This is a genomic window from Arhodomonas sp. KWT2 (genome assembly GCF_041949875.1).
Lineage (GTDB): Bacteria > Pseudomonadota > Gammaproteobacteria > Nitrococcales > Nitrococcaceae > Arhodomonas > Arhodomonas aquaeolei.
Window position 1 is genome coordinate 1 of record NZ_JBHFPQ010000029.1, and the last position, 14055, is coordinate 14055.

13 protein-coding genes are annotated in these 14055 nt (G+C 71.5%); 9 read left to right on the forward strand and 4 right to left on the reverse strand.

The genetic code is table 11. From position 1 onward, the window contains the following. Positions 1-1197: formate dehydrogenase beta subunit (locus tag ACEZHJ_RS02945; protein ID WP_375036227.1), on the reverse strand; the 1197-nt coding region annotated here is incomplete at its 3' end. After that, the gene (locus ACEZHJ_RS02950; protein ID WP_375036228.1) at positions 1194-1661 is read right to left on the reverse strand and encodes an NAD(P)H-dependent oxidoreductase subunit E; all 468 of its coding nucleotides are present in this window, start codon (positions 1659-1661) and stop codon (positions 1194-1196) included. The genes ACEZHJ_RS02945 and ACEZHJ_RS02950, both read right to left, overlap by 4 nt. Positions 1662-1940: 279 nt before the next feature. Here ACEZHJ_RS02950 and ACEZHJ_RS02955 point away from each other — a divergent pair, with 279 nt between their 5' ends. Then, positions 1941-3266: an MFS transporter gene (locus ACEZHJ_RS02955; protein ID WP_259202016.1), complete on the forward strand. Its 1326-nt coding sequence runs from the start codon at positions 1941-1943 to the stop codon at positions 3264-3266. Positions 3267-3282: 16 nt separating this feature from the next. On the opposite strand, the gene ACEZHJ_RS02960 is transcribed toward ACEZHJ_RS02955, so the two are convergent. Next, entirely contained in the window at positions 3283-3699 is a 417-nt protein-coding gene (locus tag ACEZHJ_RS02960; protein WP_018717721.1) for a MerR family transcriptional regulator, read from the reverse strand. Between the two features lie 55 nt (positions 3700-3754). Between ACEZHJ_RS02960 and ACEZHJ_RS02965 the strand changes: the two genes are divergently transcribed. The 6 genes from ACEZHJ_RS02965 to ACEZHJ_RS02990 all read left to right on the forward strand — a co-directional run bounded on the left by ACEZHJ_RS02965 (position 3755) and on the right by ACEZHJ_RS02990 (position 9358). After that, positions 3755-4063: a hypothetical protein gene (locus ACEZHJ_RS02965; RefSeq protein ID WP_259202017.1), complete on the forward strand. Its 309-nt coding sequence runs from the start codon at positions 3755-3757 to the stop codon at positions 4061-4063. A gap of 61 nt (positions 4064-4124) precedes the next feature. Continuing rightward, positions 4125-5084, forward strand: a complete 960-nt coding sequence (locus ACEZHJ_RS02970) for a cation diffusion facilitator family transporter (protein WP_375036229.1) — start codon at positions 4125-4127, stop codon at positions 5082-5084. Positions 5085-5249: 165 nt separating this feature from the next. Further along, a complete protein-coding gene (locus ACEZHJ_RS02975) occupies positions 5250-6260 on the forward strand; it encodes a hypothetical protein (protein ID WP_018717719.1) in 1011 nt (336 codons plus the stop codon). Between the two features lie 169 nt (positions 6261-6429). After that, positions 6430-6723 (forward strand): circadian clock KaiB family protein, encoded by a 294-nt coding sequence (locus tag ACEZHJ_RS02980; protein WP_018717718.1) that lies wholly within the window; start codon positions 6430-6432, stop codon positions 6721-6723. Between the two features lie 75 nt (positions 6724-6798). Then, positions 6799-8100, forward strand: coding sequence for a diguanylate cyclase domain-containing protein (locus ACEZHJ_RS02985; RefSeq protein ID WP_018717717.1), 1302 nt, complete (start codon positions 6799-6801; stop codon positions 8098-8100). A gap of 85 nt (positions 8101-8185) precedes the next feature. Beyond that, the gene (locus tag ACEZHJ_RS02990) at positions 8186-9358 is read left to right on the forward strand and encodes an NnrS family protein (protein WP_018717716.1); all 1173 of its coding nucleotides are present in this window, start codon (positions 8186-8188) and stop codon (positions 9356-9358) included. A gap of 47 nt (positions 9359-9405) precedes the next feature. Here ACEZHJ_RS02990 and ACEZHJ_RS02995 read toward each other — a convergent pair whose 3' ends face one another. After that, positions 9406-12489: an error-prone DNA polymerase gene (locus ACEZHJ_RS02995; RefSeq protein ID WP_375036230.1), complete on the reverse strand. Its 3084-nt coding sequence runs from the start codon at positions 12487-12489 to the stop codon at positions 9406-9408. A 116-nt stretch (positions 12490-12605) separates the two neighbouring features. Between ACEZHJ_RS02995 and lexA the strand changes: the two genes are divergently transcribed. Together lexA and imuA are read left to right on the forward strand one after the other, a co-directional pair. Beyond that, the gene (gene lexA, locus ACEZHJ_RS03000; protein ID WP_026321010.1) at positions 12606-13238 is read left to right on the forward strand and encodes a transcriptional repressor LexA; all 633 of its coding nucleotides are present in this window, start codon (positions 12606-12608) and stop codon (positions 13236-13238) included. Between the two features lie 12 nt (positions 13239-13250). Further along, complete coding sequence (gene imuA / locus ACEZHJ_RS03005; RefSeq protein WP_163138687.1) at positions 13251-14036, forward strand: translesion DNA synthesis-associated protein ImuA; 786 nt, start codon at positions 13251-13253, stop codon at positions 14034-14036. Positions 14037-14055: the final 19 nt, after the last annotated feature.

The following is a 14055-nucleotide window of genomic DNA, read 5'->3' on the forward strand; positions in this document are numbered from 1 at the left end:
CTCGTAATCCAGCGGCACGTCCAGCGCCGGGGCCGGCAGGTAGGCCCCCAGCGGGCCGCCGGCCTGCACCGCGCGCACCGGCCGCCCGGAGGCAGTGCCGCCGCCGAGCTCGTCGATGACGTGGGCCAGCGACACCCCGAACGGCACCTCGTAGAGCCCGGGGCGGCGGACGTTGCCGCACAGCTGTACGGTGAGGGTGCCGCGGGACTTGCCGTGGCCGAGGGCGGCGTAGGCCTCGGCGCCGTCGGCGAGGATCGCCGGCACGGTGGCCAGGGTAATGACGTTGTTCACCACCGTGGGTACACCGAAGGCGCCCTGCACCGCCGGCAGTGGCGGCTTGAAGCGGATCACCCCGCGCCGGCCCTCGAGGCTCTCCAGCAGCGAGGTCTCCTCGCCGCAGATGTAGGCCCCGGCACCCATGCGCAGGGCGATATCGAAGCGGCGTCCGGAGCCGAGCAGGTCCGCGCCGAGCAGGCCGTTGTCGTAGGCGATCCCGATCGCCCGCTCCAGGGCCTCGCGGGCGTGGGGGTATTCGGAGCGCAGGTAGATGTAGCCCTCCTCCGCCCCCACCGCGACGGCGGCGATGGCCATGCCCTCGATGAGGGCGAGGGGATCGCCCTCCATGAGCATGCGGTCGGCGAAGGTGCCGCTGTCGCCCTCGTCGGCGTTGCAGACCACGACCTTGCGCGGGGCGGTCGCCTCGTGGGTGGTGCGCCACTTCACGCCGGTGGGGAAGCCGGCACCGCCGCGGCCGCGCAGCCCGGAGGCGGTTACCGCCTCCACCACGTCCGCCGGCGCCATCTCCAGCGCGGCCCGCAGGCCCCGGGTACCGCCGGTGACCACGTAATCCTCCCAGGACGCCGGGTCGACGACGCCGCAGCGCCGGAAGTTGATCCGGCGCTGCCCCTGGGCGGCAAGCAGCTCCTCGATGCGGCCCAGATGGAGGGGGTGGGTACCGCCATCGGCCAGCGCGGCGACGAGCCCGGGGACGTCCGCGGGGGTGACCGGGCCGAAGCCCTCGCGCCGGCCGTCGCGCTCGATCTCGATCATGGGCTCGAGCCAGAACAGCCCGCGCGAGCCCGTGCGCACCAGCTCCAGCGGCTCACCGCGCTCCGCCGCCACCCGGGCCAGGGCACGGGCGACGGCCTCGGCACCGATGGACTGCGCGCTGCTGTCCCGGGAGAGGAAGACCTTCATGCCGGCACCTCCCCGTCCGTGCCTGCGACCAGCCGGGTCACCCGCTCGGTGTCGAGCCGCCCCAGGGTCTCGCCGTCCACCTGGCCGGCGGGACTGCAGGCGCAGTTGCCCAGGCAGTAGACCGCCTCCACCTCCACCGTACCGCCGGCGGCCTCGGCGGCGGCGACCGCGGCGCGGTAGACCTCGCGACCACCCACGGCCTGGCAGGCCTCGGCGCGGCAGACCTTCACCACCCGCGCGGGGGCCGGTTCGCGGCGGAAGTCGGTATAGAACCCCACCACCCCGTCGACCTCGGCGCGGGTGAGGTTGAGCCGTTCGGCGACGCCGGCAACGGCATCCCCCGGGATATGGCCGAGGCGCTCCTGCACCTCGTGGAGGATAGGCAGCAACGCACCGGGTGCGTCGGCATGGCGTCGGCAGATCGCATCGAGGATCGCCGCGCGTGATTCGCTGTATTCCGGCATGCATCTCCTCCACACCGTGCCCCGTCCACAGGGGCGGGCACCCTGTCTCCGGCCGGGGGCGTATAGTTTGATCAGAACGCTAGTTCCGGGGCGGATAAGCGTCAAATCGCTGATTTCAATGACTTCATCGCCGCCCCCTATGGTGCGGCGCAGCTTGGCACCGGCGAGGTTACGACCCCGCGACCGCGCCCGCCGGAAGGAACGGGCGACGGCGTTCGCCGGTCTGCCCGGAAAAGGGGGCGGACATTCACTCACGACGTGTCACGACAAGGAGAACGAATGACCTCGACAGCCGGGGACGACACACCCCAACAGAAACCCACGCGTACCAAGGCCTATACCGGTCGCGCGCATACACCGAAGACGGTCGTCGGCGGGACCATCGGCAATGTCATGGAGTGGTACGATTTCGCCCTCTACGGCTTCTTCGCGCCGGTGATCTCCCAGCTCTTCTTCCCGTCGGACAACCACCTGGCGTCGCTGATCGCGACCTTCGGCGTATTCGCCGCGGGGTTCGTGATGCGGCCCATCGGCGGCGTGGTGTTCGGCTACGTGGGCGACCGTCTCGGCCGGGCGGCGGTGCTGAAGATCTCCATCATCACGATGGGCACGGCCACCACCCTGCTCGGGCTGCTGCCCACCCATGCCAGCGCCGGGCTGTGGGCGGCGGTGCTGCTGGTCGGGGTGCGCCTGCTGCAGGGACTGTCCGTGGGCGGCGAATTCAGCGGCTCGGTGACCTACATGGTGGAGACCTCGCCGTTGCACCGGCGCGGCTTCTCCGGCAGCTGGGCGAACTTCGGCAGCCTGGCCGGGACCCTGGTGGGCTCGGGGCTGGCCGCGCTGGTGAGCACGCTACTGCCGCAGGGCGCCGTCGACGCCTGGGGCTGGCGGGTACCGTTCATCCTCGGCGGCGTGTTCGCGCTGCTGGCCTATCTCTATGTACGCGACCTCCACTCCTCGCCGCACATGACACACCATCAGGCGCAACACGAGGACGACTCGCCGCTGCACGAGGCGCTGACACAGAACCTGCGGGAGACGGTACTGGCGGTGATCTTCGCCTCGGGCTACGGCATCGTGTTCTACATCCCGCTGGTCTACCTGCCCACCTATGCCAGCGAGATCGGGGGCATCGGCAACGACGTGGCGCTGCAGGTGAACTCGCTGGGTCTGGCGCTCGCCATGCCGATCATCCCCCTGAGCGGCTGGCTCACCGACCATGTCATGCGGCGACGCACCCTGCTGGTCGGTGCGTTCGTACTGGTCGCGCTGTGCGGCTGGGCCCTGGTGGTGCTGGCCGCCCGGGGGCTGCCGGACCTGATCGCCGCGCAGGTGATCCTGGCACTGCTGATCGCGCTGCCGCTGGGCTCCGCGCCGGCGATGCTGGTGGAGCTGTTCCCGGTGGCGGACCGGCTCACCGGCTACTCCCTGGCCTACAACCTGGGGCTCGGCGTCGCCGGCGGTACCGCACCGATGATGGCGAGCTGGCTGATGTCGGCCACCGGCTACCAGGGGGCGCCGGGACTCTATCTCGTCGTCGCCGCACTCGTCGCCGCCGCTGCACTGTGGCTGATGCAGGACCGCAGCCGCGAACCCCTGCGCTGAGCCTGGCCCGGCGGGCTCACTGCCCGGCGGTGGTCGCCTCCGGTGAGAGCGCGGCGAGGATGCCGCACTGATCGATGGGGTGACGGCCGTTGCAGGCCGCCTGAAGCCGTTCCAGCCGCGCCTGCAGGGCGGTGAGCTGCTCGATGCGCTCGCGTACCGCGGCGAGCTGGCCGGCGATCTTCTCGTCCACGGCCTGGCACGGCTGGTCGTGATGCGCGGCGAGCGCCAGAAGCTCGCCGATATCGCTCAGCCCGAAGCCGAGCTCACGGGCGCGGACCACGAACGCCAGGCGCTCGACGTCCGCCCCGGTATAATAGCGGTAACCGTTCGTCCCCCGGGCCGGCTGCGGCAGCAGCCCGATACGCTCGTAGTAACGGATGGTCACGGCCGGGCACCCGGCCCGACGCCCCGCCTCGCTGATGGTGTAGTGCACGGTACGGCCTCCCGGGCTTTACCTTATAGGTACTATAAGGTCTAGGCTTTGGATTATGAACCATGCCCAGCGGCAAATCGCGACCACCTGGCGCCGGCCCCTCGCGGCGCTGGTGGCCGCGCTCGCGCTCTCACTGGCCGCACACGCCGCCGATATCGGTCCGCATCCCCCGAGCGCGGACGATCATGGCCACCCGGAGGTGGTCACCGCGACGCCGGTGTGTCACATCGCGAGCCACGTCCCCGCACTGCCGGTACGCGCCGCACCGGCGAGATCCCCGAACACCGTTCACCCACCACCGACGGACACGCCGGTACCGGTGCGTCTCGTCACCGCACCGCCCACGCCCCCACCCCGCGGCTGAGCCGGTCCGCTTGTGCGGCTCACATGCGTCAATCCATCAGCGACGGGGAACAGGCTCTGAAATGACCGACACGACCCACGATCACACGCACGACCATGACCACGGGCATGGTCACGGACACGATCACGACCACACCCCATCAAGCGGCCGGGCGTTGCTCATCGGGCTCGTGCTTACCGGCGGCTTCGCCCTGGTGGAGCTGGTCGCCGGCTGGTTGTCCGGCTCGCTGGCGCTCATCGGCGACGCCGGGCACATGGTGACGGACTCCCTCGCCCTGGGGCTCGGCGCCCTCGCCTCGCGCCTCAGCCAGCGACCACCAAGCGAGCGCCATAGTTTCGGGTTCCAGCGCGCCGAGATCGTCGGCGCCCTGGTGAACGCGGGCTTCATGCTGGTGGTGGTCGCCTGGATCGCCTACGAGGCCGTCCAGCGGCTGATCCACCCGGTCGAGGTCCAGGGCGGCATGGTCCTGGTGGTGGCGGCCATCGGGCTCGCCATGAACGTCGTGGTGCTGCGCGTGCTACACGGCGGCGAGCAGAACCTCAACACCCAGGGCGCCATCCTGCACGTGCTCGGCGACCTGCTCGGTTCCGTCGCCGCGCTGGCGAGCGGACTGGTGATCGCCCTTACCGGCTGGTTCCCCATCGACCCGCTTCTCTCGCTGGTGATCTCGGCACTGATCCTGATCTCCACCTCGCGGCTGCTGCGCGACGCGATCCACGTGGTGATGGAGGGCGTGCCGCGACACATCGACCTCGAGCGGGTCGGCCATCAGCTGCAGGCGGTGGACGGCGTCGAGAGCGTCCACGACCTGCACGTGTGGACGATCGCCTCCGGGCACTACGCCATCGCGGCCCACGTGCGCATCCGCGACCTCGAGCACTGGCCCCTGCAGCTCGACGGCATGAAGCGGCTGCTGCGCGAACGCTTCAGTATCGAACACGTCACCCTGCAACCGGAGCCGCTCTACGACGTCGCCGTGATCCCGCTCACCGGCCGCGAACGCGCCCGCGACGAGCACTAGCACGCCCCCCTGATTAAGGCCGGTGTAAGGACGGCGCCGGATACTGCCGGACAGGTCCCCGGGGGCGGGACCGCCGTCCGGGTCATCGGCCCGTGACTCCACCCCCCGGGTCAAACGGTACGGGCGGCGCCGGGGGCAGGCTCCCGGCCCGGGGAGGAGTCTGGAATGGAACGCATGCAGCTACCCGGCGTCCGGGAACGCCTCTGGCAACTGGCCTACCTGCTCAAGCACACCTTCGCTGTCGTAGGGCGCCACCCCGGGATTGTCCGGCCGTGGGTGTACATGGCGGTTTACGCGGCGGTCATGGTGTCCGTGTTCTTCGCCGGCATCGCCGCGATCGCGGTGGACCGCGGCGGGACGGGGACGCTGCTCCTCGTGCTCGCGGTCGTGCTCTTCTTCTACAAGTTCTTCTTCTACAACCGCCTGGAGATCCAGCAGAGCTGGCTGGTGGCGGAGGCGGTCCAGGGCCGGTCCCCCGAGTCCACCGAGGCCCGGGCCCATGCCCGTAGTTGCCGACACGGCTACCGCCGGCTGGCGCTGCTGGACATGGTCTTCGGCTTCGTCGCCTCCCGCCGCAACAGCAACAGCGAGAAGTCCGGGCTGATCTCGGGGCTGGTAACGGCCATGCTTGCCGGTCTCACCGAGGTCTGGGACCTGGTCAACCACTACCTGCTGCCCGCCATCGCGGTGGACGGCGTGGGCGTGCGCGAGGGTATCTCGCAGATGCGTGACCTCCGCGACCGCGTACCGGAGAGCCTGGTGGGCGTGTTCGGCATCGATCTCGCCGCGCGCGCAGCGGGCACGCTGGTGGCGCCGCTCTACCTCCTCGCCGCCGTGGTGGCCGTACTCTGGGGGCTGTGGATCGGTGACGGGATGTCCGCGTTCTACGCCGGCTCGCTGCGTGCCGCGCTGGGTGACTTCGGGGCCGGCTGGCTGCCGGATGGGCCGCTGCACTTCAACTGGCTGCCGGCGCTGGTGGCGATATGGCTGTGCAAGGGGTTCAGCGCCATGTTCGAACGCCTGGTGACGTCGGTGAAGGTGGTCTACTTCACCGTGTTCTACATGCGCATCACTCACCCCGGGGATCTCGACCCGGCGGTACGCGACGAGCTCGAGGCCTACCTCCGGCTGGAAGGCAACGGAGATTCGGCACAGCCGGCGACCGAGCCCCGGTGACCCCCTCCCCGGGGCCGGCGCGGCAACCCCCGCCGGCCCCGGCATCCCATCCGTTTTCCGGGACAGGGCGCTTGACCGTCCCCGCCGCCACGGCTATGTTGCTTCGCCAAACCGCGCTGTGAGGTAGTCGACATCCCGCAGACGCATGGTCACGCATCAGGGACGACCCATGGCCTCCGGTTACCTGCTCAGGCTCTTCATCGCCGGCCATACGCCACGCTCCCGGCGCGCGATCGCCGATCTGCGCCAGATCTGCCAGGAGGACCTGGGCGGCCGCTACGCGCTCGAGGTCATCGACGTGATCGAAAACCCGGAGGCCGCGGAGCACGAGCACGTGGTGGCGACCCCCACCCTCATCAAGGAGCTCCCGCCGCCGGTGCGCCGAATCATCGGCGATCTCTCCGATCACGACCAGGTCCTCCATAGCCTGGCCCTCATTCCCGTGGGCCGGGGACACGCGTAAGCGTGGCATAACGCACCGGCGCAGCAGGCGCCGCCGGCATCCCGGGGGCCCCCGGGAGACAGCGGAGAACAAGCAATGCCGAACTGCCAGATCCCGACAGGCCACTCACCGTCGCGGCGCCCGGTTCCCGGTCTGCCGCCGGCGCTGGGCATCGACGGGGGGCCGCCGGTCATCGCCGGCCCCGACGACGGCGGCCCGGAGCTGCTGCACCGCGTCGTCGAGCACAGCAGCGACGCGCTGGTGGTGATCGACCCCGACGGGATCATCCGCTATGCCAACCCCGCGGCGCTTCGTCTGTTCGGCCGTGGTCACAACGAACTCGTGCACTCGCCATTCGGCTTTCCCCTGACCGCCGCCCGCACGGAGATCGACGTCCTGCCGCCGGAACGGCCGCCCCGGGTCGCGGAAATGGCGGTAGCCGGCATTCCCTGGCAGGGACGGACGGGCTATCTCGCAAGCCTGCGCGACATCACCGAACGCAAACGCCTCGAGCACGACCTGCGCCTGTCGGACCGCATCTTCGAGAACGCCGCCGAGGGCCTGCTGATCACCGGCGCGGACAACCGTGTCCTGCGCGCCAACGCCGCGGTCACGGAGATCACCGGTATCGGGGCCGGCGAGCTGCTCGGCAGCGACATCCTCGGGGCCCTCGCCCCCGCACGGAGCGAAGCGCTCGCCGGCGAGGTGCACCGGGCGCTGGCAGCGGGCCGGCGCTGGCAGGGCGAGATCGCCTCGCAGCGCCCGGACGGCAGCACCTTCGTCGCCTGGGTGAATGTCATCGGCGTCCGCGACAGTGAAGCACCGAACATCCGTAACAACATCGTCACCATTACCGACGTCACCCGCTGGAAAGCCGCCGAGCAACGCCTGGATTACCTGGCACACTTCGACCCGCTCACCGGGGTACCCAACCGCGCCGCGCTGGAGGAACACCTGGCACTGAGTCTCGCTCGCCGGCGCACGGACCGGATGCTGGCGGTACTGTTCCTGGACATCGACGGCTTCAAGCGCGTGAACGACGCCTACGGTCACGACACCGGCGACCGCCTGCTCGCCCACTTCGCCACCACCCTGCGCAACACCCTGCGCGACGGGGACTTCGTCGCCCGGCTGGGCGGCGACGAGTTCACGATCGTGCTGGAGGACATCCGCGAGCTCCGGCACGCGGTGACGGTGGCCGAGAAGCTGCTCTACGCCATGGACTCCCCCGTGACAGTGAACGGCCATACCTTCCGCGTGGGCACCAGTATCGGTATCGCGCTGGCTCCCGGGGACGGCGAGGACGGGCATAACCTCATCCGTGCCGCGGACATGGCGATGTATCGCGCCAAGAGCGCCTCGGGCGACACCTACGCGATCTCGGCCCACCGCCATTGAGCCCGCTCCGGCGGGATCGCCGGTGGTGTTCAGACCGGCCTTTAAAAGGTATATTTGATACATCTTAAAACGTGTCGGTGATCCCATGCCCCGCTCCCATCTACTGGCCTATCCGTTCCGGATCTTCTTTCTCCTGACGGCGCTGTTCGCGGTCGTGGTCATCGCCGTATGGCTCGGTGTGCTCACCGGATCGATCCGGCTGCCGGCAGCGACCTCGCCACTGTGGTGGCACGCCCACGAGATGCTTTACGGGCTGGTGCCGGGCGCGGTCGCCGGCTTCCTGCTCACGGCGATGGCGAACTGGACGGGGGCTCCGCCGCCCACCGGGGCCCGGCTGCTCGGCCTCGCGGCGCTGTGGCTCGCCGGCCGGCTGGCGATGGCGCTGTACGGCGGCGTCATACCCGTGGTCCCGGCGGCCATCATCGACCTCGCCTTCCTGCCGGCCCTGGCCCTGGTGGCACTGCGCACGCTTTGGCGGCACGGCAACCGGCGCAACCTGCCGCTGGTGGCCGTGCTGGCCGTGTTCGCCCTCGGCAACCTGTGCCTGCACCTCGCCATGGCCGGGGTCGCTCCGGGACTGGCGCGCACCGGGGAGTACCTCGCTCTTGATCTCACCGCCATCCTCATGGCCGTGATCGGCGGGCGGATCATACCGGCATTCTCCGGCAACTGGCTGCGGCGTCAGGGACGGGACCCTGAGCTCATACGCCGCCAGCCCCGGCTCGACCGGGCGGCCCTGCTGGCGCTGGTCGCCGTGCTCGCTGCCGACGCCCTCGCCCCCGGCAGCCGCGTGACCGCGGTGCTCGCCCTCGTCGCAGCGGCGCTGCACGCGGCCCGGGTGATCGGCTGGCGGGGCTGGCACACCGTCGGCGATCCGCTGATGTGGATCCTCCACTTGGGCTACGCCTGGATCCCGGTGGCGCTGCTGCTCAAGGGCCTGACCCCGTTCGTCCCCGCCGTGCCGCCGGCGGCCTGGATCCACGCCCTGGGCGTCGGCGCCATCGGCACGCTCATCCTCGGGGTGATGACGCGGGTGGCCGTCGCCCACACCGCCCGGGGGCTGCTGCTGCGCCCGGGGGGACGCGCGATCTACGCGCTGATCACGCTGGCGGTGCTCGCCCGACTCACCTCCGCCGCCACTGGTGCCACCGGCGCCCTGCACCTGGCGGGGGCGGCCTGGATCGCCTCCTTCGGGATCTTCGTCGTCGCCTATGCCCCGGTGCTGAACGCGCCGCGGGCGGACGGCCAGCCGGGATAGCATGCGCCCGTATCGCCGGGTGGCAGCCGCGGGGCAACCCCGGCGGGCTAGGCGAAATCCCGGCTGCGGGTGACCAGCCGCCCGAGGAGCCGGGAGTGATCCTCGATGCGCCCGGCGACGAGGTGCATGACCTCGCCCCGGCGCTCCCAGGTGCCGATCACGCCGAGCAGCCGCCCGCCGACCACGGCGCGACGGAAACGCTCGGCGGTGGCCTGCCAGACGACGACGTTCACCACGCCGGTCTCGTCCTCCAGGGTAAGAAAGGTCACCCCACCGGCGGAGCCGGGCCGCTGGCGGGTAATGACGAGACCGGCCCCCCGCACCAGCCGGCCGTGGCCGACCTCCCGCAGCGCGGCGGCGGTGCGGAAGCGCCGCCGGGCGAGGTGCGGGCGCAGCAGGGCCAGGGGATGGCGGCCCAGGCTCACGCCGGTACTGGCGTAGTCCGCCACCAGGGTCTCGCCCTCGCCGGGGGGCGCCAGCGCCGGGGCCGGCTCCTCGATCGCCGTGCCCCGCAGCACCGGCAGCTCCGGCTCCACACCGAGGACCGCCCAGCGGGCCCGGCGGCGGTGACCGGCCAGCCCGGCCAGGGCCCCCGCCGCGGCCAGGGCCTTGAGATCCCGGCGTTCCAGCGAGGCACGCCGGGCGAGATCCGTGACGTCATCGAAGGCACACCCGCGCCGGGCCGTGAGCAGCTGCTCGATACCGCCCGCGGACAACCCCCGCACCAGGCTCAGCCCGAGTTGCAGCGCCGGCCCGTCGTCCGGCGACGGCTCCAGGGTACAGGCGGCCTCGCTGACGGCCACGTCCACCGGGCGCACGCCCACGCCGTGCTCCCGGGCGTCACGCACGAGCTGGGCGGGGCCGTAGAACCCCATGGGCTGGCTGTTGAGCAGCGCCGCGGTGAACGCCGCGGGGTAGTGGTGCTTGAGCCAGGCGGAGACATAGACCAGCAGCGCGAAGCTCGCCGCATGGCTCTCCGGGAAGCCGTACTCGCCGAAGCCCAGGATCTGCTGGAACACCCGCTCGGCGAAGTCAACGTCATACCCCCTCTCGCGCATGCCCTCCACCAGCCGCTCGCGGAACGGCCCGAGCCCACCCTTGCGGCGCCAGGCGGCCATGGACCGGCGCAGTCCGTCCGCCTCGCCGGGGGTGAAGCCGGCGGCCACCACCGCAAGCTGCATGACCTGCTCCTGGAAGATGGGCACGCCGTAGGTACGTTCGAGCACCTCGCGCACCGCCTCGCTGGGGTAGTCCACCGGCTCCAGCCCCTCGCGACGGCGCAGATAGGGATGGACCATGTCGCCCTGGATGGGACCCGGCCGGACGATGGAGATCTCCACCACCAGGTCGTAGAAGGTCTGCGGCCGCATGCGGGGGAGCATCGCCATCTGCGCCCGGGACTCCACCTGGAACACCCCCACCGTGTCCGCCCGGCCGATCATGTCGTAGACCGCCGGGTCGCCCTCCGGGATGTCGCCCAGGCCCAGGGACCGGCCGTGGTGGCGCGCGACGAGCTCGAAGCAGCGCCGGATCGCGGTGAGCATGCCCAGCGACAGGCAGTCCACCTTGAGCAGTCCCAGGGCCTCCAGGTCGTCCTTGTCCCACTGGATCACGGAGCGCCCGGCCATGGCGGCGTTCTCCGTGGGCACCAGCTCCGCCAGCGGCCCGCGGGAGATCACGAACCCGCCCACGTGCTGGGAGAGGTGACGGGGGAAACCCAGCAGCTCGCGGGCGAGCACGATCAGCCGGTGCACCACCGGGCTCTCGGGGTCCAGGCCGGCCTCGCGCACACGCTCGTCGCCGATGGTGCCCCCGTCCCACCACTGCATGGCACCGGCCAGCCGCTCGAGCTGGTCCTGGCCCAGACCGAGCGCACGGCCCACGTCGCGCAGGGCGCTGCGCGGGCGGTAGGTGATCACCGTGGCGGCCAGCGCCGCGCGCTCGCGACCGTAGCGGCGGTAGATGTACTGGATCACCTCCTCGCGGCGCTCGTGCTCGAAGTCCACGTCGATGTCCGGCGGCTCGCCCCGCTCGGGGGAGATGAAACGCTCGAATAACAGCTGCTGACGGGTGGGGTTCACGGCGGTGATGCCGAGGCAGTAGCAGACCACGGAGTTCGCCGCCGAGCCCCGCCCCTGGCAGAGGATGCCGCGGCGGCGGGCGAATTCCACCACGTCGTGGACCGTGAGGAAGTACGGCTCATAGCCCATGCCGGCGATGACCGAGAGCTCGTGCTCCACCTGCCGGCGCACCTCCCCGGGCACGCCGTCTTTCCAGTGATCCGCCAGTCCGGCCTCCACCAGCGCGCGCAGCCGTTCACCGGGCGTCGCGTATTCCCCTGTCAGCTCGTCGGGGTACTCGTAGCGCAGCTCCGTGAGCGAGAAGCGGCAGCGCGCCGCCACCCGGACCCCCTCCTCCAGCAGGGGCCGCGGGAACAGCCGCGCGAGCTCGCGGCGGGAACGCAGGTGGCGCTCGCCGTTACCGGCCAGGGCCGTGCCGAGCTCGGCCAGCGGACGGCCGAGGCGGATCGCGGTGAGCGTGTCCTGGAGGGCTCGCCGGCCACGGCGATGCATCAGCACCCCGCCGCAGGCGAGTCGCGGTACCCCGGTGGCCGCGGACAGCCGGGCGCTGACACGCAGCCGTTCGGCGTCCGAGCCGTCGCGCAGGGCCCCCACGCCGAGCCAGCCCCGGCCGGGGAAGCATCCGGCAAACCACGCCGCCGTCTCCTCCGTCAGCGCCGGGGTCACCCACAGGATGGCGAGGCAGTCCGGCAGCGCCCCGGCCAGCTCCGCGCGCCCCAGGCGGTAGGCCCCCTTCGGGGCCAGGCTCCGCGCCAGGCTGATGAGCGCGCACAGCTGGCCGTAGGCACGGCGGTCGGGGGCGAGCACCACCAGCGTGGTGCCGTCCTCGAGCACGAACTCGCTGCCGACGATCAGCGCCAGCCCCGTCTCCCGGGCGGCCATGTGCGCCCGCACCACGCCGGCGACGGAGCACTCGTCGGTCACCGCCAGGGCCGTGTACCCCAGCTCGGCGGCGCGCGTCATCAGCTCGCCGGGATGGGAGGCCCCGCGGCGGAAGCTGAAGTTGCTCAGGCAGTAGAGCTCGGCGTAGGCGGCGGTCTCGTCGTCCATCACGGGGTTTCGCGGATTGCTGTATATATTTACAGTATTCCCATGAATGCCCGGTACTCAACCGGGCTTGCCAGCCGGCGAAGATACTGTATATTTATACAGTAACCGGAGGATGCATGAACGAACTGACCCCCCGACAGGCCGAGATACTGGCGCTGATCCGCCGCTGCATCGCGGAGACGGGCTACCCGCCGACGCGCAGCGAGATCGCCCGCGCCTGCGGCTTCCGCTCGCCCAACGCCGCGGAGCAGCACCTGCGGGCACTCGCGCGCAAGGGGGTCATCGAGATGCGCCGGGGGGCCTCCCGGGGCATCCGCCTGATCGGTATGGAGACCGATGAAGGCGACGCAGGCGACGACACCGGCGAGGGCCTGCCGGTGGTCGGCCGGGTCGCCGCCGGCAGCCCGATCCTGGCGGAGGAGCACATCGAGCGGCGCTACGCGATCACCGAGGCGCTGTTCGACCGGCGTCCGGACTACCTGCTGGTGGTCCGGGGCGCGAGCATGCAGGACGCGGGGATCCTGGACGGCGATCTCCTGGCGGTGCAGCGCACCGAAGAGGCAAGGGACGGCCAGATCGTGGTGGCACGCCTGCACGACGAGGTCACGGTGAAGCGCTTCCGCCGCCGTGGCCCCCACGTGGAGCTGCTGCCCGAAAACGACGCATTCCGCCCCATCGAGGTGGATCTGCGAGTCGAATCCCTTGCCATCGAGGGCATCGGGGTGGGTGTCATCCGCCCCGCGCTCTGAGGAGAGTCAGCCATGAGCGAAGCGGTCGAGGAGCTGCTCCGTCAGCCCGGTATCTGGCGGGCCGGCGCCACGGGCGACGGGCCGGACGGGCGTCATGTCACCACCGGCCACCCGGCCCTGGACGCAGTGCTGCCCGGGGGCGGCTGGCCCCGGGGCGCGCTCACCGAGGTCCTCCACGAGCACCACGGCATCGGCGAGCTCCGGCTGCTGATGCCCGCGCTGGCGGAGATCGCGCGCCAGGGGCGCTGGGTGGCCTTCATCGCCCCGCCCTTCGTCCCCTACGCACCGGCGCTCACCGCCCAGGGACTCGATCTGGGCCGGCTGCTGCTGATCCACCCCCGCAGCGGGACCGACGCCCTGTGGGCCGTGGAACAGGCCCTGCGCGCCGGCACCTGCGGGGCCGTGCTCGCCTGGCCGCGGCAGGTGGACACCGCGAGCCTGCGCCGCCTGCAGCTCGCCGCCGAGGCCGGCGACAGCCTCGGGCTGATCTTCCGCCGCGAGAGCAACCGCAGCAGCGCCTCGCCGGCGGCCCTGCGGCTGCACCTGGACCGGGACGACCGCGGCCTGCGCATGGAGCTGCTCAAGTGCCGCGGCGGCGGCCGGCGCCGGGTCCTCTACCCGGAGACTGAGGCCGCCCCGGCGGTGCCCGCCGCGGTCAGCGCACCACCGGCGGCACGCGAGGCGGCCGGACCGGCCCCGGTACGCAATGCCGCGACACCGCGCCCGGCACCGCACCGCCGTGGCGGCGGCCGGCCGCGGGCTGCACAGATCGAGCTGGGGCTGGTGCCCCGGGGCTGAGCGCCGGATGCCGGCGGAG

Excerpts from the sequence above, each read along its gene's own strand:
- ACEZHJ_RS02950 (WP_375036228.1), bottom strand. The coding sequence starts at position 1,661 with ATGCCGGAATACAGCGAATCACGCGCGGCGATCCTCGATGCGATCTGC.
- ACEZHJ_RS02955 (WP_259202016.1), top strand. The coding sequence starts at position 1,941 with ATGACCTCGACAGCCGGGGACGACACACCCCAACAGAAACCCACGCGT.
- ACEZHJ_RS02965 (WP_259202017.1), top strand. The coding sequence starts at position 3,755 with ATGAACCATGCCCAGCGGCAAATCGCGACCACCTGGCGCCGGCCCCTC.
- ACEZHJ_RS02970 (WP_375036229.1), top strand. The coding sequence starts at position 4,125 with ATGACCGACACGACCCACGATCACACGCACGACCATGACCACGGGCAT.
- ACEZHJ_RS02975 (WP_018717719.1), top strand. The coding sequence starts at position 5,250 with ATGGAACGCATGCAGCTACCCGGCGTCCGGGAACGCCTCTGGCAACTG.
- ACEZHJ_RS02980 (WP_018717718.1), top strand. The coding sequence starts at position 6,430 with ATGGCCTCCGGTTACCTGCTCAGGCTCTTCATCGCCGGCCATACGCCA.
- ACEZHJ_RS02985 (WP_018717717.1), top strand. The coding sequence starts at position 6,799 with ATGCCGAACTGCCAGATCCCGACAGGCCACTCACCGTCGCGGCGCCCG.
- ACEZHJ_RS02990 (WP_018717716.1), top strand. The coding sequence starts at position 8,186 with ATGCCCCGCTCCCATCTACTGGCCTATCCGTTCCGGATCTTCTTTCTC.
- ACEZHJ_RS02995 (WP_375036230.1), bottom strand. The coding sequence starts at position 12,489 with ATGGACGACGAGACCGCCGCCTACGCCGAGCTCTACTGCCTGAGCAAC.
- lexA (WP_026321010.1), top strand. The coding sequence starts at position 12,606 with ATGAACGAACTGACCCCCCGACAGGCCGAGATACTGGCGCTGATCCGC.
- imuA (WP_163138687.1), top strand. The coding sequence starts at position 13,251 with ATGAGCGAAGCGGTCGAGGAGCTGCTCCGTCAGCCCGGTATCTGGCGG.